This is a genomic window from Streptomyces bungoensis (assembly GCF_001514215.1).
GTDB classification, from domain to species: domain Bacteria; phylum Actinomycetota; class Actinomycetes; order Streptomycetales; family Streptomycetaceae; genus Streptomyces; species Streptomyces bungoensis.
The window spans coordinates 139,715-156,686 of sequence record NZ_KQ948858.1; the positions used below are offsets into that span (position 1 = coordinate 139,715).

Genomic DNA, 16,972 nt, shown 5'->3' on the forward strand with positions numbered 1-16,972 from the left:
ACGTAACCCGCGGTTACCGGCGGCTACTTCTTGCTCTTGGCCGACCCCGCGCTGTCATCGCTGGACAGGACCGCGATGAAGGCCTCCTGCGGAACCTCCACGGAACCCACCATCTTCATCCGCTTCTTGCCTTCCTTCTGCTTCTCCAGCAGCTTCCGCTTACGGGAGATGTCGCCGCCGTAGCACTTGGCGAGGACGTCCTTGCGGATGGCGCGGATGGTCTCGCGGGCGATGACCCGCGAGCCGATGGCGGCCTGCACCGGCACCTCGAAGGCCTGCCGCGGGATCAGCTCCTTGAGCTTGGCGACGAGCCGCACGCCGTACGCGTACGCCTGGTCCCGGTGGGTGATCGCGGAGAACGCGTCCACCTTGTCGCCGTGCAGCAGGATGTCGACCTTCACCAGGGAGCTGGTCTGCTCGCCGGTGGGCTCGTAGTCCAGCGAGGCGTAGCCGCGGGTCTTGGACTTCAGCTGGTCGAAGAAGTCGAAGACGATCTCCGCGAGCGGCAGCGTGTAGCGGATCTCGACCCGGTCCTCCGAGAGGTAGTCCATGCCGAGCAGGGTGCCGCGCCGGGTCTGGCACAGCTCCATGATCGAGCCGATGAACTCGGTCGGCGCCAGGATGGTGGCGCGCACGACCGGCTCGTACACCTCGCTGATCTTGCCCTCGGGGAACTCGCTCGGGTTCGTGACCGTGTACTCGCTGCCGTCCTCCATGAGCACGCGGTAGACCACGTTGGGGGCGGTGGCGATCAGGTCGAGCCCGAACTCGCGCTCCAGGCGCTCGCGGATCACGTCCAGGTGCAGCAGACCGAGGAAGCCGACGCGGAAACCGAAGCCGAGGGCGGCGGAGGTCTCCGGCTCGTAGACCAGCGCGGCGTCGTTGAGCTGCAGCTTGTCCAGGGCCTCGCGCAGCTCGGGGTAGTCCGAGCCGTCGAGCGGATACAGGCCCGAGAAGACCATCGGCTTCGGGTCCTTGTAACCGCCGAGCGCCTCGGTGGCGCCCTTGGCCTGACTGGTGACGGTGTCACCGACCTTGGACTGGCGGACGTCCTTCACGCCGGTGATCAGGTAGCCCACCTCACCCACGCCGAGGCCGTCGGCGGGGAGCATCTCGGGCGAGTTGGTGCCGATCTCCAGCAGCTCGTGCGTGGCGCCCGTCGACATCATCCTGATGCGCTCGCGCTTGTTGAGCTGGCCGTCGATGACACGGACGTACGTCACGACACCGCGGTAGGAGTCGTAGACCGAGTCGAAGATCATCGCGCGGGCGGGGGCGTCGGCGACCCCGACCGGCGCCGGGATCTCCTTGACGACCTTGTTCAGCAGCGCGTCGACGCCGAGACCGGTCTTCGCGGAGACCTTGAGGACGTCGGCCGGGTCGCAGCCGACCAGGTTCGCCAGCTCCTCGGCGAACTTCTCCGGCTGCGCGGCCGGCAGGTCGATCTTGTTCAGCACGGGGATGATCGTGAGGTCGTTCTCCATCGCCAGGTAGAGGTTGGCGAGGGTCTGCGCCTCGATGCCCTGGGCGGCGTCGACGAGGAGGATCGTCCCCTCGCAGGCGGCCAGCGACCGCGAGACCTCGTAGGTGAAGTCGACGTGCCCGGGGGTGTCGATCATGTTGAGGATGTGGGTCGTGCCCTGGTCGGGGCCCTCGGTCGGGGCCCAGGGCAGACGCACCGCCTGGGACTTGATCGTGATGCCGCGCTCGCGCTCGATGTCCATCCGGTCGAGGTACTGAGCACGCATCTGCCGCTGCTCGACCACACCGGTCAGCTGGAGCATCCGGTCGGCGAGCGTGGACTTGCCGTGGTCGATGTGCGCGATGATGCAGAAATTGCGGATCAGAGCCGGGGCGGTACGGCTCGGCTCGGGCACATGGTTAGGGGTCGCGGGCACGCAGGGTCCTGTCTCTTGAGGCGCCTTATGCCTCGGGTCGGATCGATACGTAGTCTCCATGGTCCCACGCGGAGCGAGCGGGGACCGTTTTGGGCCGCCCGCGGGGCCGCTGGTACTGTAGGCGGCTGTGCCTCATGCCCTCTCAGCGCGAGGCACGTCCGAGAAATTTTGGATCACCGGTACGGGACCCGAGCGGCCCCGCACCTGAACCTGAAAAGGCTCCTTCGTGGCGAACATCAAGTCCCAGATCAAGCGGATCAAGACCAACGAGAAGGCCCGGCTGCGCAACAAGGCCGTCAAGTCCTCCCTGAAGACCGCGATCCGCAAGGCCCGCGAGGCCGCTGCCGCGGGTGACGTCGAGAAGGCCACCGAGCTGCAGCGCGCTGCCGCGCGTGCGCTCGACAAGGCCGTCTCCAAGGGCGTCATCCACAAGAACCAGGCCGCCAACAAGAAGTCGGCGCTCGCTTCCAAGGTCGCGACCCTCAAGGGCTGAAACCCCTCTGTGATCTGACCGCCGGACGGACCCAGAGCGGGCCCTCTCTCATCCGCTCCCGCCCGGCACTCCGGACTCGTACGCGGCCTGCGTTCGCCACGCGGGTACGGGTCCACCCGTCTTGACCGAGAACCCCGTCACCCTCCCTTCCCCAGGGCGGGTGCCGGGGTTCTCGGCTGTCCGGCCGGAGCGGGTCCGGGGCGGAGCCCGGCGCCTACCCGCGCCCGCGGGAGCGGGCCGCGCGTGCGACGGTCACCACCGCCTTCTCCAGCGCGTACTCGGGGTCGTCGCCCCCGCCCTTCACCCCGGCGTCGGCCTCGGCGACCGCCCGCAGCGCCACGGACACCCCGTCCGGCGTCCAGCCCCGCATCTGCTGCCGCACCCGGTCGATCTTCCACGGCGGCATCCCCAGCTCACGGGCCAGGTCGGCGGGCCGTCCACCGCGCGCCGACGACAGCTTCCCGATCGCCCGGACGCCCTGCGCCAGCGCGCTGGTGATCATCACCGGGGCCACCCCGGTGGCCAGCGACCAGCGCAGGGCCTCCAGCGCCTCGGCCGTCCGGCCCTCCACCGCCCGGTCGGCGACCGTGAAGCTCGACGCCTCGGCCCGGCCGGTGTAGTACCGCCCGACGACGGCCTCGTCGATCGTCCCCTCGACGTCGGCGACGAGCTGCGCCACCGCCGAGGCCAGCTCGCGCAGGTCGCTGCCGATCGCGTCGACCAGCGCCTGGCAGGCCTCGGGCGTGGCCGACCGGCCGAACCCACGGAACTCCCCCCGCACGAACGCCAGCCGGTCCGCCGGCTTGGTCATCTTCGGGCAGGCCACCTCCCGCGCGCCCGCCTTGCGCGCGGCGTCCAGCAGCCCCTTGCCCTTGGCGCCGCCCGCGTGCAGCAGCACCAGGGTGATCTCCTCCGCGGGCGCCCCGAGGTACGCCTTCACGTCCTTGACCGTGTCGGCCGAGAGGTCCTGCGCGTTGCGCACGACCACCACCTTGCGCTCGGCGAAGAGCGACGGACTCGTGAGCTCGGCGAGCGTGCCGGGCTGCACCTGGTCCGGGGTCAGGTCCCGTACGTCCGTGTCGGCGTCGGCGGCCCTGGCGGCGGCCACCACCTCCCGCACGGCACGGTCGAGCAGCAGGTCCTCCTGGCCCACGGCCAGGGTCACCGGGGCGAGAGGGTCGTCGTTCGCAGTCCTTTTTGCCATCGTCCACAGCATCCCACGCGGCACCGACAGCGGACCGGCCGCGCCCTCGTCGTCACGGCTCCTCGCGCCAGCCGTCCCACTCCCCGGCGAAGGCGTCCAGTTCGGCGGGGTCCAGGCGGCCGTCCTCGTCGCGCAGGACGACGAGCCACTGCGCGTCCTCGGCGTCGTCCTCGCCGGCCAGGGCGTCGCGGAGCAGCCGGGGCTCCTCGTCGGTGCCGAAACGCTCGGCGAGCGCCTCGGCGGCGTCCTCGGCGGCCTCGCGGTCGGGCAGGACCAGCACGTGTCTCACATCGCTCACGGACCCATTCTCAGCCGTCGCCGCCCGGGCCGCGGACCGCGGGCACACCGGTCAGCTGCACCCCGAACCGCTCCCGGTACACCGTCAGCACCTCCTCGTCGGTTCCCCACTCCTTCGTGTGTTTCGTCCCGTCGGCGGCCGTCGTCGTGAGCACGCGTCCGCTCAGGGTGATCCGTCCTCCGTCCTTCGTCACCCGGGAGCACACCAGGGACCGGGTGAAGTGGGACCGCGGCGAGGTGCTGTGCCACCAGGCGCCCGCCGTGAAGTCCCCCAGCGCCCGGGGCCGCGTCTCCAGCCGGTACTGCGCCCGGCCGTCGCGCACGACGTCCAGGTCCCCCGCCCCGGCCGGACCACCGCCGCCGGCCGCCCCGGCGGGGCCGGGGCCGAGCACTCCCGCGGGGTCCGGGCCGGCCTGGGCCACCCGGAACGTCCCGCCGGGGTCCGCCTGCTCCCCGCGGTCCGCGAACGCCAGCGGGAAGTGGCTGTGCGCCCCGAACCCGACGTCGGCGAGCCAGTCGCCGCCGTCCGCCGTCCGCACCCGCAGCGCGAGGTGGTCGTACGGGATCCCGAGGCGTCCCTCGTCCCCGTACACCCGCGCCGCGAGCAGCTCGACGTCGAAGCCGAGCGCGGCGAGCAACGCCCCGAAGGCGCCGTTGAGTTCGTAGCAGAAGCCGCCCCGCCGGGCGTCGACCACCTTGGCCAGCAGCCGCTCCTCCTCCAGCACGATCTGCTCTTCGAGGTGGACCGACAGGTTCTCGAACGGGACGGTCCGCAGATGGCGCAGGTGCAACTCGCGCAGTGCCCCACTGGTGGGGTGCTGCGGCCGGGTGGCCCCGATACGGCGGAGGTAGGCGTCTGCCCGTGCTGAGTCCATGCGCCCAGTCTGGCGCCCGGTCGGTCCGGGCGAGGACCCGCCGCTCAGTCTCTCGTCACGCGCAGCTCCCCTCCCGGCCCGCCTCCGCCGACCGCGAGCGCCCCGTCCCGGTCCGTGCGCAGCACCACGGCCCCGCCGGCCCGCAGCGCGGCGACGGTCGCCGGTGCCGGGTGGCCGTAGGTGTTGTCCGCGCCGACGGAGACCAGCGCCACCCGCGGCGCCGCCAGCCGTATCAGGTCCGGGTCCTGGTAGGCCGAGCCGTGGTGCGCCACCTTCAGCACGTCCACGCCGGCCAGCTCGGCGGCCTGCGGGGAGCGCAGCAGGGCCTGCTGGGCGGGCGGTTCGAGGTCGCCGAGCAGCAGGAGCCGCAGCCCGCCGGAGCGGACGAGCAGGGCGACACTGGCGTCGTTCGGTCCGTCCGGTTCCGGTGCCGGAGCCTGCCCCGGCCCGGGGGGCACGGGCGGCCAGAGCACCCGCCAGGTGAGCGGGCCGACGCGCCCCTCCTCTCCTGCGGCGGCCCGGGTGAGCGGGATGTGCCGCGCCATCGCCTCCTTCCTGACGAACGCGGCCTGGTCCGCCGGTTCTTCGAAGTCCGTGGTCTCGATCGAGGCCACCGAGCGGCCCCGCAGCACGCCGGGGAGCCCCGCGACGTGGTCGGCGTGGAAGTGGGTCAGCAGGAGCAGGGGGACACGGGTGATGCCCAGCTCCCGCAGGCAGCGGTCCACCGGCGCCGGGTCGGGGCCGGCGTCCACGACGACCCCGGCTCCCTCCCCGGCCGCCAGCACGGTCGCGTCGCCCTGGCCCACGTCGCACATCGCGTACCGCCAGCCCGGCGGCGGCCAGCCCGTCACCGCCCGGGTCAGCGGCACGGGCCGCACCACCGCGAGCAGGAGCAGCACGGCGAGCGCACCGCACCACCAGGGGTGCCGCAGCAGCCGCCGCCCGGCCAGGACGACGGCCACGGTGACCGCCGCCAGCAGCAGCGCCCCGGACCAGCCGCCGGGCCAGTCCACCGCGCCTCCGGGCAGGGCCGCCCCGGTCCGGGCGACCCCGGCGATCCATCCGGCGGGCCAGCCGGCACATCGGGCGAGCAGCCTGGCCACCGGCATCGCCAGCGGCGCCGCGGCCAGCGCCGCGAACCCGAGGACGGTGGCCGGGGCGACCGCCGCCTCGGCCAGCAGGTTGCACGGCACCGCCACCAGGCTGACCCGCGCCGACAGCACCGCCACGACCGGCGCGCACACGGCCTGGGCGGCGGCGGCCGAGGCCAGTGCCTCGGCGAGCCGGCCGGGCACCCGGTGCCGGCGCAGTGCCTCGCTCCAGCCGGGCGCCAGGACGAGCAGCGCCCCGGTGGCCAGCACGGAGAGCAGGAAGCCAAAGCCGCGGGCCAGCCACGGGTCGTACAGCACCAGCAGGAGCACGGCCGCGGCCAGGGCCGGGAGCAGGGATCTGCGGCGCCCTGTCGCCAGCGCGAGCAGGGCGACCGAGCCGCAGGCCGCGGCCCGCAGCACGCTGGGGTCGGGCCGGCACACGATCACGAAGCCGAGCGTGAGTGCTCCCGCGCCGAGGGCGGTCGCCCGCAGCGAGAGCCCGAGCCGCGGGGCGAGACCGCGGCGCTCGGCGCGCTGGGCGAGGCCGGGCGGGCCGATGAGCAGGGCGAGCAGGATCGTGAGGTTGCTGCCGGAGACGGCGAGCGTGTGGGCCAGGTCCGTCTCCTTGAAGGCGTCGTCCAGTTCGGGAGTGATCCGGGAGGTGTCGCCGACGACCAGCCCGGGGAGCAGTGCCCGGGCGTCCTCCGGCAACCCGTCGGTCGCCTCCCTCAGCCCGGCCCTGAGCCGGCCCGCCAGCCTCTGCGGGCCGCTCGGACCCGCGACGGCCTCCGGCGCCGGCTTGCCGCGCACCCGCAGCACGGCCGCCGTCCGGTCACCGCCGGTCAGGGCGGGCGCCAGCCGCCCGGTCACCCGCAGCCGCGTGGACGGCAGCAGCCCGAGCCAGGCCGGACGCGCCCCGCGGCCGCCCTGCGCGGCGGGCGGGTCCCCGCGGGGTGGGGCCCTCGGTGCCGGGACGTCCCCGTCGACGACCATCAGGACGGGGCTCCGCGTCCGCACCCCGGCCCCGCCGCCCTCCTCGATCCACCGGACCTCGGCGCGGGCCAGGACCGCCACCGGCGCCGCGTGATCACCGCGCACCCGCGGCCTGCTCAGCCAGGGGTCGCCGGTGAGCTCGACCTCGGCGCTCACGGTCGCGAACCGCCGCGCCAGCTCGGGCACCGGTCCGCGCCGCACGTCCGCCCCGTGCAGTCCCGCGGAGGCGGCGGCCGCGGCCACGCAGAGCAGCACGGCGGCGACCGGAGCGCGCGACCGGCCGAGCCGGACGGACGGACGCACCGGCATCCCCTCCCGCCGGGCCGGACTCCCCTCGCTCCCGGCCGACGGAGCCGACCGGGCCGACCGGGCCGACCGGGCCGACAGCAGGAGAACCCCGGCGACCAGGCAGGCGAGGGCGACGCCGGCACTCCAGACCGGTGGAGCGTCGATGACCAGCGCCGCCGTCCCCCAGGCCGCGAGCGCGGGCGGCACCAGTCGCAGATCGGGCGGGACCGGCCGGCGGGCGTCGGCACCGGCGTCCGCCCGCTGCTCGCGGGACGCGTCTCTCCCGGTCCGGCGGCGCCCCGTGCTGGGCGCGTCCGGCGGCCGGTCACGGCGCGTGGCGCCGCGCCCCGGTGGCGTGCCGGGCGCCGGGGCGCTCATGGCCGCACCATGCCGCGCAGGTCGGTGAAGCGGCGGTCGCCGATGCCGTTGACCTGGCGGAGTTCGTCCACCGAGCGGAATCCGCCGTGCCGGGTGCGGTAGTCGATGATGTGCTGCGCCAGCACGGGACCGACGCCGGGCAGGGTGTCGAGCTGGTCAGCGGTGGCCGTGTTGAGGGAGACCTGGCCTCCGGTTCCCGGGCCCGCCGGTCCGGCGCCCGCTCCGGCGCCGGGTGCGGGCGGGGCGGCCGCCGCGGCGGGTGCGCCGACCACGACCTGCTCGCCGTCCACCAGGAAGCGGGCCCGGTTGAGTCCTTCGGTGCTCGCTCCCGGGCGCACTCCGCCCGCGGCCCGCAGCGCGTCCGCCACCCGGGAGCCGGCCGGCAGCCGGCGGATGCCGGGCCTGCGGACCTTGCCGCTGACGTCCACGACGATCTGCCCGGCCGGTGTCCCCGGGGCGGTCACGGCGGCGCCACCGGGCTTCGGGTCCTCGCTCCTCCCGGCGAACGGCGCCCCGGCGCGCACGACTTGAGGAGCCCTCACCGTCTGCGTCCGGCCCGCCCAGAAGTGCTGGACGGCGAAGGCCGCAGCCACCAGGAGCAGCACGCAGAGCGCGACCACGGCCCGCCGCTCGACCCCGCACCGGGCCTGCGCCCACACCGGCAGCCGTTCCCGCAGCGCGAGCGCGGCGCGCTCCCGCAGGTCCGGCGCAAGCGGCTCCAGTGGCTGCAGCGGCTCCGCGGGGTTCGTCCGACGGGTTGCGTGCGTCTCGGGGACCCAGTGCGGGCCGGCTTCGGCAGCCGGCTCTCCCGCGTCTCCCGCCTCCCCCGTCTCGGCCGGGCGTCCCGGGGATGCGGTCACCACGGAGGCCGTCCCGGTCACCGTGGCCGGCTCCGTGGTCGCGGGCGGGGGCGCGGGCTCGAGCGCGGGCGGCTGTTCGTCCGGCGGGGCGTTCCCCGACTCCCGCCACTGCGCCGCTCGTTCGCCGAAGAGGAGTTCCGCGCGGCGCCGCAGTTCCTCCGCGGGTGCGGGCGGGCGGTCGCGGGTGCGGCGGTGCTCGGTGGGGCGGCGGTGACGGATGCGGCCGTCGGAGGCGGGACCGCGGCCCGGCCCGCTGGTCGCGGCGGCGATGCGTGAACCTGATCGAAGTGCCATGCGACGAGGATCGGACATCCCGTCACTTCACGATGATCTTGGTCAATTTCCGGGGACGGGGAGCCGGTTGTGGAAAACTCCGTCACCCGTGAGCGTGAACGCCACCAGGAAGGTGCGGCCTCAGCGCGGCGAGACGACCACGCCCAGCAGCCCGGGTCCGGTGTGCGCCCCGATCACCGCGCCGACCTCGCTGACGTGCAGCTCGGCCAGTTCGGGCACTCGGGCCCGCAGCCGGTCGGCGAGGGCGGAGGCCCGGTCGGGGGCGGCGAGGTGGTGGACGGCGATGTCGACCTCGGCGCCGCCCGCCCGGTCGGCGGCGATCTCCTCGAGGCGGGCGATGGCCCGGGACGCCGTGCGCACCTTCTCGAGCAGCTCGATGCGGCCCCCGTCCAGCTGGAGCAGCGGTTTGACGGCGAGCGCGGAGCCGAGCAGGGCCTGTGCGGCGCCGATGCGGCCGCCGCGGCGCAGATAGTCGAGGGTGTCGACGTAGAAGTAGGCGGAGGTGCCGGCGGCCCGCTTCTCGGCGGCCGTGACCGCCTCGTCCACCGTCCCGCCGGCCTCGGCCGTCTCGGCGGCGGCGAGCGCGCAGAACCCCAGGGCCATCGCGACCATCCCGGTGTCCACCACGCGCACGGGCACCGGCGCCTCGCGGGCCGCGAGGACCGCCGCGTCATGCGTGCCGGACAGCTCGGCGGACAGGTGCAGGGAGACGATGCCGCTCGCGCCTGACTCGGCGACCCTGCGGTAGGTCTCCGCGAACACCTGGGGGTTGGGGCGGGAGGTGGTGACCGGGCGCCGCTTCTGCAGCGCCTGGGCCAGGGCGCGGGTCGAGATCTCGGTGCCCTCTTCGAGCGCCCGGTCGCCGAGGACCACGGTCAGGGGCACCGCGGTGATGCCGTGGCGCTCCATCGTCCGCGGCGGCAGGTAGGCCGTTGAATCGGTGACGATCGCGACATGGCGGGACATGAGCTGGAGGTTACCCGCCGTGGCACCGGCCCGGCAGCCCGGCCCCTGCCCGCCGGGCCGGAACAGGCCCCGTCACGTGGTGCTCTCGGGGCGCGGCTTCTTCTGCCAGGGATGGACGGGGCGGGGCGCCGGCGGGCCGATCGCGGGGTCCGCCGGTTTCCCGGCCGGGCGGGGGGCGCCCGCGTCCTGCCAGGTCTGCGGCCGTGCCGCGGGGGCGTCCCCGGTGGCCGGGGCGTCGGGCCACGGCGGGGGCGCGGCGGTGGCGGGTTCGGTGTGGGTCCAGTGCCGCAGGGCCCCGGCCTCGACGTCGATCTGGGCGCCGAGCACGTCCAGGTCGTCGTCCGAGAAGCGGCGGGCGCGGTCGCGGGCGGCCCAGCGCAGGGAGTCGGCGGACGTGGTGATGCGCTCGGTGCGCCGGCGCAGCTCGGGCAGCCGCGCGGCGAGCGCGGCCCGGTCGGGCTCGGCCTCCAGCCGTTTGAGGTCGGCGTCCAGTTCGCGTCCGTGCGTGCTCAGCCGCTCGAAGAGGCCGAGGGACTCCTTCAGCGACTCGTCCTCGGCGGCGCCCGCGTACAGCGTGTCCTGGGTGGCGCGCATCGAGGTGCGCAGGGTGAGCCGCAGCTGGGCGATCTCGCCGGCCGGTCCGGGCTGGGCGAAGGACTTCGCGCGCAGGGTGTGGTCCTCCACGGTGCGCCTGGCCTGGGCGATCCCGCGGTCCACGCCCCGCTTGGCGGCGCCGACGGCCTTGACCGTGGCGTAGGCGCCCAGGGCCACGAAGAGCAGGAAGAGCAGGGCGAACACGGTGATCACTGCTTCCATGACGCTCCTCCTCGTGCCGGCACGGCTGCGCCGCTGTGCTCTCCACGGTAAACGCAGCGGGCAGGCCCGGGGTTCCAGAAAAACCCCGAACCTGCCCGTAGGGGACTACCCCGACGTCACGCGATGAGCCTGCCGGCCGTCACGCGGTGACGATGTTCACCAGCTTCGGCGCGCGCACGATCACCTTGCGGATGCCCGCGCCGTCCAGCGCCGCGACGACCTTCTCGTCGGACAGCGCCACCTTCTCCAGCTCCTCCTCCGAGATGGCCGGCGGCACCTCCAGACGCGCCTTGACCTTGCCCTTGATCTGCACCACGCAGGTCACGGTCTCGTCCACGACGTAGGCCGGGTCGGCGACCGGGAAGTCCCGGTGGACGACGCTGCCGGTGTGGCCCAGCCTGCGCCACAGCTCCTCGGCGATGTGCGGGGCCAGCGGGGCGACCATCAGCACCAGCGGCTCGGCCACCGAACGCGGCACCACGCCACCGGCCTTGGTCAGGTGGTTGTTCAGCTCGGTGACCTTGGCGATGGCGGTGTTGAAGCGCAGGCCCTCCAGGTCCTGGCGGACGCCGTCGATCGCCTTGTGCAGGGCACGCAGGGTGTCCTCGTCGGGCTCGGCGTCCGTGACGGTGACCTCGCCGGTCGTCTCGTCGACGACGTTGCGCCACAGCCGCTGCAGCAGGCGGTACTGGCCGACCACCGCGCGCGTGTCCCAGGGCCGGGAGACGTCCAGCGGGCCCATGGCCATCTCGTACAGGCGCAGGGTGTCGGCGCCGTACTCGGCGCAGATCTCGTCCGGAGTCACCGCGTTCTTCAGGGACTTGCCCATCTTGCCCAGCAGCCGGGTGACCTTCTCGCCCTGGTGGTAGTAGGCGCCGTCGCGCTCCTCCACCTCGGCGGCCGGCACCGCGATGCCCCGGCTGTCGCGGTAGACGTAGGCCTGGATCATGCCCTGGTTGAACAGCTTGTGGAACGGCTCCGCGGAGGAGACGTGCCCCAGGTCGTACAGGACCTTGGACCAGAAGCGGGCGTACAGCAGGTGCAGCACGGCGTGCTCGGCGCCGCCGACGTACAGGTCGACGCCGCCGTGCGGCAGGCCCTCGCGCGGGCCCATCCAGTACTGCTCGATCTCCGGGTCGACCAGCTCACGGTCGTTGTGCGGGTCCAGGTAGCGCAGCTCGTACCAGCAGGAACCGGCCCAGTTGGGCATGGTGTTGGTCTCGCGGCGGTACTTGCGCGGGCCGCGGCCGTCGCCCAGGTCCAGGGTGACGTGCACCCACTCGTCGTTGCGCGACAGCGGCGTCTCGGGCTGGGTGTCGGCGTCGTCCGGGTCGAAGGTGCGGGGGCTGTAGTCCTCGACCTCCGGCAGCTCCAGCGGCAGCATCGACTCGGGCAGCGCGTGCGCGACGCCGTCCTCGTCGTAGACGATCGGGAAGGGCTCGCCCCAGTAGCGCTGGCGGCTGAACAGCCAGTCGCGCAGGCGGAAGTTGACGGTGCCCTCGCCGATGCCCCGGCGCTCCAGCCACTCGGTGATGCGCGCCTTGGCCTCGACGACGCCCAGGCCGTCCAGGGAGACGTCGTCGTTGGACGAGTTGATGATCTTCGCGTCGTGGGCCGCGAAGGCCTCGTCCCACGCCGAGGTGTCGGTGCCCCGGCCGTCGGTCGGCTCGACCACGCAGGCGATCGGCAGCTCGAAGGCGCGGGCGAACTCGAAGTCGCGGGCATCGTGCGCCGGGACGGCCATGATCGCGCCGGTGCCGTAGCCCATCAGGACGTAGTCGGCGATGAAGACGGGGACCTGGGCGCCGTTGACCGGGTTGGTGGCGTAGGCGCCGATGAAGACGCCGGTCTTGTCCTTCGCCTCGGCCTGGCGCTCGACGTCGGACTTGGCGGCGGCCTGCGCGCGGTAGGCGGCGACGGCCTCGGTCGGGGTGGCGTGGCCGCCGGTCCACACCTCGTGCGTGCCCTCGGGCCAGGCGTCCGGGGTGAACTTCTCGACCAGCGGGTGCTCAGGGGCCAGCACCATGTAGGTCGCGCCGAACAGGGTGTCCGGGCGGGTGGTGAAGACCGTGATGCGCTCGCCGTCCACGGGGAAGTCGACGCGGGCGCCCTCGCTGCGGCCGATCCAGTTGCGCTGCTGCAGCTTGATGGCCTCGGGCCAGTCCAGCTCCGCCAGGTCGTCCAGCAGCCGGTCGGCGTAGGCGGTGATGCGCATGTTCCACTGGCGCAGCTTGGCCTTGAAGACGGGGAAGTTGCCGCGCTCGGAGCGGCCGTCGGCGGTGACCTCCTCGTTGGCCAGCACGGTGCCCAGGCCGGGGCACCAGTTGACCGGCGCGTCGGAGGCGTAGGCCAGGCGGTACTCGCCCAGGACGTCGGCGCGCTCGGTGTCGCTCAGCTCGCTCCACGCGCGCGTGGTGCCCGGGACCGGGCGCTCACCGGACTCGAACCGGGCGATCAGCTCGGCGATCGGCCGGGCCTTGCGCGCCTCGGGGTCGTACCAGGAGTTGAAGATCTGCAGGAAGATCCACTGGGTCCACTTGTAGTAGTCCGGGTCGATCGTGGCGAACGACCGGCGCTTGTCGTGGCCCAGGCCCAGCCGGCGCAGCTGGGCCTTCATGTTCTCGATGTTGGCCTCGGTGGACACGCGCGGGTGGGTGCCGGTCTGCACGGCGTACTGCTCGGCGGGCAGGCCGAAGGCGTCGAAGCCCAGGGTGTGCAGGACGTTGTGCCCGGTCATGCGCTGGAACCGGGCGTAGACGTCGGTGGCGATGTAGCCCAGGGGGTGGCCGACGTGCAGGCCCGCGCCCGAGGGGTACGGGAACATGTCCATGATGAACTTCTTGGGCCGGGCGACCAGCTCCGGGTCGCCCGCCAGGTCGCCCTTGGGGTTCGGCGCCGCGTAGGTGCCGTCGGCGTCCCAGAAGTCCTGCCAGCGTGCCTCGATCTCGGCGGCCAGGGCGGCCGTGTAGCGGTGCGGCGCAGCCACCTCGGCGGTAGCGGGGTTCGTCTCGCTCATGATCCTCAAAGCTCCATCGATCGTCTCTGCCTGCGGAAACGAAAAATCCCCTCGCACAGGAGGGGACGCCGCGCCGATGCCGACCACGGGTTTCGACCGGTGGTCGGTACTGATCAGCGCGGCCCGCTAAGCAGAAGGCGTACGGCACGCATGGCGATAGGGTACCGCAGGCCTTGAGCAAGCCGCGACGCGCTTGCGTATGCGTGGGGGACATGTCACGAAGCCCGCCGACCCCCGAGCCCAGGTCAAAACTTACTCCGCGTAACGCCCCCTAAAGGACAACACCCCAGGCGCATTGTCCTTTGATAACAACGCAATAACTCAAACCACGTACTGATCAGTATGGCGCCACTTAGAGTTCGGCAGCGGGACCGCTTTCCCGAAACTGCTCGGAGTTGCCCCCATGAACCCTCGTTCCCGTAACAGCTCGCTCCCCAGGCCGGGCCGCTCGGCCTACGGCGTGGCGACGGCTGTCGTCCTGCTGCTCATACCCGTGGTGGTGCTGTACGGAGGCAGCTGGCTCCAGGACTTCCTGAACTTCGGTGCGGGCGTCCTGTCCCTGGTCAGCCTCACCAGCTCGGTGATCTGGGGTCTGGTGACCCAGGACCGGATCTTCCTCAACACGCGCCAGCGGATCGTGGCCCAGGGCATCCACCGGGTGCTCGCCGTCGCCTCGATCGCGTTCCTGCTGGTGCACATCACCATCAAGCTGGCGCTGCAGCACACCGTCCTGATCGCCGCGCTGATCCCGTTCAGCCTGGGCGTCTCGGGCAGCGGCGGACTCATCGGCCTGGGCTCGCTGGCCGCCCTGCTCATGATCTTCGTGGGCGTCACCGGCGCCCTGCGCAACCAGTTCGCCACCCCCGCCCCCGTCGCGGCGCGCTGGCGCGCGATGCACATGCTGGCCTACCCGTCGCTGTGCGCGGCGCTGATCCACGGGCTGTTCGCGGGCCGGCCGGCGAAGCCGTTCTTCATGATCTCGTACGAGCTCTGCCTGCTCGGCATCATGGCGGCCCTGGCCCTGCGCGCCGCGCCGCGCCCGTTCAAGCGCAGGGTGGCGGACCGGCTCGTCTCGATGCTGGGCGGCGAGGACCGGCGGGAGCTGGACGACCTGGACGCCGGCCGGGCGAGGGTGGCGGAGGCGGCGGCCGCCGCCTCAACGCTGCCGGGCTACGAGCGGCAGGCGGCGTTCACCGGCACGGGCGCCACCCCGCGCGCGACGCCGCCGTTCACGTCCCTGTACGAGACTCCGGAGCGGCCCGCGGCCCCGGAGGCCGCGCCCGGTTTCGCGGCCGCCTACCGGGCCGTCTCGACGCCCGCGCCGCCCCAGCAGCCCTTCGCGGCCGGGCAGACCACGCGCATGGACATGCAGGCGACGGAGGCGATGCCCCGCGTCGACGGCCCGTCGAGCACCTCGGGCAGCTGGCCCGTCCCGTCCCCGCCGCCGGTCGGCGAGGCGCCCCCGTCGGCGTACGACCCGCTCGCGGACACCGGCTACAACACCATCCCGGTCTACGACAATTCGGGCATCGGCGGGTATGGCGGCAGTGATGTGTACGACACCGGTGAGACGAACGCCCGCTTCGGGACGTACAACTCGAACGACACGTACAACAGCGGTCCCGCCAATGAACCATCCCCTGGGGCGTCCTTCGACGCGCCGGGTTCGGGCGAACCTTGGAACACGCCTTCCGGAGGCTATAGGTGAACGAGGCCCTGCCCGACGTCCCCGAGGTCCGCGTGGTCGGCCTTCCCCAGCTCACGTCGGGCTTCGACCTTGTGGAGCGGCTCGATCTGCCCATGCACCTGAAGGTGCACGGGCCGCTCGACCCCCTGGGCGGCGAGCAGCTCGCCCAGCTCGCGGAGGGCATCAACCTCAAGGGGCGCGGCGGCGCGGGCTTCCCGTTCCACAGGAAGCTGCGCTCGGTCGCCGACTCGGCGATCAAGCGCGGGGTGCGGCCGGTCGTCGTCGTCAACGGCAGTGAGGACGAGCCGGCCTGCCGCAAGGACACGGTGCTCATCAACCGCGCCCCGCACCTCATCCTGGACGGCGCGCTGCTGTGCGCCGAGGCGCTCGGGGCGCGCACCCTCGTCATCGGGGTCACGCGCGAGTCCACCCAGCGCTCCATGGAGGCCGCGCTGGCCGAGCGGGGCCTGAGCAACAGCCGCAGGTCGGCGCTGCGCGCGTGGGTGCAGCGCAACCCGGTCCGCATGGTCACCGGCGCCGCCGCGTCGCTGATCCGCTCGGTGGACGGCGGTCCGGCGATCCCGCCCGGCCGCAAGATCAGCGCCTCGCAGAGCGGCGTCGGCGGCGCGCCCACCCTGCTGTCGAACGCGGAGACCTTCGCGCAGCTGGCCATCGCCGCCCGCATCGGCCCGGAGCGCTACGGCAACACCGGCCTGTACGACGAGCCGGGCACCGTCATGCTCACGGTCTCCGGCGCGGTCGCCCGCCCGATGGTGCTCGAGGTCCCCACGGGCGTGCCGCTGCGCTACGTGCTGCAGCTGGCCGGCGCCCCGCCGGTGCCGCAGGGCGTGCTGACCGGCGGCTACCACGGCAAGTGGATCGACGCGGCCACCGTCAACGAGGCGATCGTCTCGCGCAACTCCCTGGACGCGGTGGGCGGTTCGCTGGGCGCGGGGGCGATCCTGCCGATCAGCCAGGAGACCTGCCCGCTCGGCGAGTCGCTGCGGGTGGCGCAGTGGCTGGCCGAGGAGAGCGCCGGCCAGTGCGGCCCCTGCTACCTGGGACTGCCCGCCGCAGCGCGCGGCATGGAGGACATCCTCAACGGCGGCGGGCCGGCCGCCCTGGAGGCGCTGAAGCAGGTCGCGAAGAACGTGAAGCGGCGCGGGGCGTGTTCGCACCCGGACGGCTCCGCGATGTTCCTGGAGTCGACGATCAAGGCGTTCACCGACGACCTGGCCGCCCACGTCCTCGGGAACGGCTGCGGACGGCCCGTGGAGGGCGTTCTGCCGCTCTTCGAGGGCGGCAGGGCGCCCACGGGCATCCCGGGCGGCGCGGAGCCCGAGGAGACCGGCTCCAGCCGTCAGAAGATCCACGTCGACTGGACGCTGTGCCGGGGCCACGGCCTGTGCGCGGACATCCTGCCGGAGGTCTTCGAACTGGGCGCGGACGGCTTCCCGACGGTGGCGCAGGCGCAGGTGCCGCGATACGCGGAGGCCAAGGCGCTGCGCGCGGTGCGGCGTTGCCCGGCGCTGGCGCTGCGCATCGAGGAGGACACGCGCGGGCAGGCGCCGTCGCGCAACCTCCCGGTCCTGTCCCAGGGACGCGGCCGCCGCGCCCTCGGGCGCTGACACGCGGAAGGCGGGCCATCCGTTCGGATGGCCCGCCTTCCGCTTCTGTGGAGCTAAGGAGAATTGAACTCCTGACCTCCTGCATGCCATGCAGGCGCTCTACCAACTGAGCTATAGCCCCGCGCGGTCACGCGGTGACCCGCGTTTTCCGGCTTTTCCCCCGGGTTTCCCCGGCGGCGAAGCCAACA

Annotated in this window: 12 protein-coding genes and 1 tRNA gene; 3 read left to right on the forward strand and 10 right to left on the reverse strand. The window is 73.4% G+C overall.

The features are described 5' to 3' along the window. Positions 1-23: 23 nt before the first annotated feature. Positions 24-1,898, reverse strand: a complete 1,875-nt coding sequence (lepA, locus tag AQJ66_RS18345; RefSeq protein WP_061922884.1) for a translation elongation factor 4 — start codon at positions 1,896-1,898, stop codon at positions 24-26. A gap of 226 nt (positions 1,899-2,124) precedes the next feature. Between lepA and rpsT the strand changes: the two genes are divergently transcribed. Continuing rightward, entirely contained in the window at positions 2,125-2,391 is a 267-nt protein-coding gene (gene rpsT, locus AQJ66_RS18350) for a 30S ribosomal protein S20 (RefSeq protein ID WP_061922887.1), read from the forward strand. Positions 2,392-2,605: 214 nt separating this feature from the next. Here rpsT and holA read toward each other — a convergent pair whose 3' ends face one another. From holA to leuS, 8 genes are all read right to left on the reverse strand, one after another. After that, positions 2,606-3,595, reverse strand: coding sequence for a DNA polymerase III subunit delta (gene holA, locus AQJ66_RS18355; RefSeq protein ID WP_208611389.1), 990 nt, complete (start codon positions 3,593-3,595; stop codon positions 2,606-2,608). 52 nt (positions 3,596-3,647) lie between these two features. Further along, positions 3,648-3,893 carry a hypothetical protein gene (locus AQJ66_RS18360; protein ID WP_061922894.1) on the reverse strand — a complete coding sequence of 82 codons (246 nt, stop codon included), beginning with the start codon at positions 3,891-3,893 and terminating at the stop codon, positions 3,648-3,650. 10 nt (positions 3,894-3,903) lie between these two features. Continuing rightward, complete coding sequence (locus AQJ66_RS18365; protein ID WP_061922897.1) at positions 3,904-4,767, reverse strand: arylamine N-acetyltransferase family protein; 864 nt, start codon at positions 4,765-4,767, stop codon at positions 3,904-3,906. A 44-nt stretch (positions 4,768-4,811) separates the two neighbouring features. Continuing rightward, on the reverse strand, positions 4,812-7,517 hold the full coding sequence (locus AQJ66_RS18370) for a ComEC/Rec2 family competence protein (RefSeq protein ID WP_079060275.1): 2,706 nt from the start codon (positions 7,515-7,517) through the stop codon (positions 4,812-4,814). Beyond that, positions 7,514-8,671, reverse strand: coding sequence for a ComEA family DNA-binding protein (locus AQJ66_RS18375; protein ID WP_063804054.1), 1,158 nt, complete (start codon positions 8,669-8,671; stop codon positions 7,514-7,516). The genes AQJ66_RS18370 and AQJ66_RS18375 overlap by 4 nt, the downstream gene beginning before the upstream one ends. 120 nt (positions 8,672-8,791) lie before the next feature. Beyond that, a complete protein-coding gene (locus AQJ66_RS18380; protein ID WP_061922903.1) occupies positions 8,792-9,637 on the reverse strand; it encodes a DegV family protein in 846 nt (281 codons plus the stop codon). A 72-nt stretch (positions 9,638-9,709) separates the two neighbouring features. Next, positions 9,710-10,453, reverse strand: a complete 744-nt coding sequence (locus AQJ66_RS18385; RefSeq protein WP_061922906.1) for a hypothetical protein — start codon at positions 10,451-10,453, stop codon at positions 9,710-9,712. Between the two features lie 139 nt (positions 10,454-10,592). Next, positions 10,593-13,469: a leucine--tRNA ligase gene (gene leuS, locus AQJ66_RS18390; protein ID WP_061922909.1), complete on the reverse strand. Its 2,877-nt coding sequence runs from the start codon at positions 13,467-13,469 to the stop codon at positions 10,593-10,595. 403 nt (positions 13,470-13,872) lie between these two features. Between leuS and AQJ66_RS18395 the strand changes: the two genes are divergently transcribed. Both AQJ66_RS18395 and AQJ66_RS18400 read left to right on the forward strand, forming a co-directional pair. After that, positions 13,873-15,177, forward strand: a complete 1,305-nt coding sequence (locus AQJ66_RS18395; protein ID WP_244162854.1) for a cytochrome b/b6 domain-containing protein — start codon at positions 13,873-13,875, stop codon at positions 15,175-15,177. Beyond that, a complete protein-coding gene (locus AQJ66_RS18400; RefSeq protein ID WP_061922913.1) occupies positions 15,174-16,784 on the forward strand; it encodes an NADH-quinone oxidoreductase subunit NuoF family protein in 1,611 nt (536 codons plus the stop codon). The genes AQJ66_RS18395 and AQJ66_RS18400 overlap by 4 nt, the downstream gene beginning before the upstream one ends. A gap of 48 nt (positions 16,785-16,832) precedes the next feature. On the opposite strand, the gene AQJ66_RS18405 is transcribed toward AQJ66_RS18400, so the two are convergent. Further along, positions 16,833-16,905 (reverse strand) — tRNA-Ala (locus tag AQJ66_RS18405). Positions 16,906-16,972 lie beyond the last annotated feature (67 nt).

Excerpts from the sequence above, each read along its gene's own strand:
- holA (WP_208611389.1), bottom strand. The coding sequence starts at position 3,595 with ATGGCAAAAAGGACTGCGAACGACGACCCTCTCGCCCCGGTGACCCTG.
- AQJ66_RS18365 (WP_061922897.1), bottom strand. The coding sequence starts at position 4,767 with ATGGACTCAGCACGGGCAGACGCCTACCTCCGCCGTATCGGGGCCACC.
- AQJ66_RS18370 (WP_079060275.1), bottom strand. The coding sequence starts at position 7,517 with ATGAGCGCCCCGGCGCCCGGCACGCCACCGGGGCGCGGCGCCACGCGC.
- AQJ66_RS18375 (WP_063804054.1), bottom strand. The coding sequence starts at position 8,671 with ATGGCACTTCGATCAGGTTCACGCATCGCCGCCGCGACCAGCGGGCCG.
- AQJ66_RS18380 (WP_061922903.1), bottom strand. The coding sequence starts at position 9,637 with ATGTCCCGCCATGTCGCGATCGTCACCGATTCAACGGCCTACCTGCCG.
- AQJ66_RS18385 (WP_061922906.1), bottom strand. The coding sequence starts at position 10,453 with ATGGAAGCAGTGATCACCGTGTTCGCCCTGCTCTTCCTGCTCTTCGTG.
- leuS (WP_061922909.1), bottom strand. The coding sequence starts at position 13,469 with ATGAGCGAGACGAACCCCGCTACCGCCGAGGTGGCTGCGCCGCACCGC.
- AQJ66_RS18395 (WP_244162854.1), top strand. The coding sequence starts at position 13,873 with ATGAACCCTCGTTCCCGTAACAGCTCGCTCCCCAGGCCGGGCCGCTCG.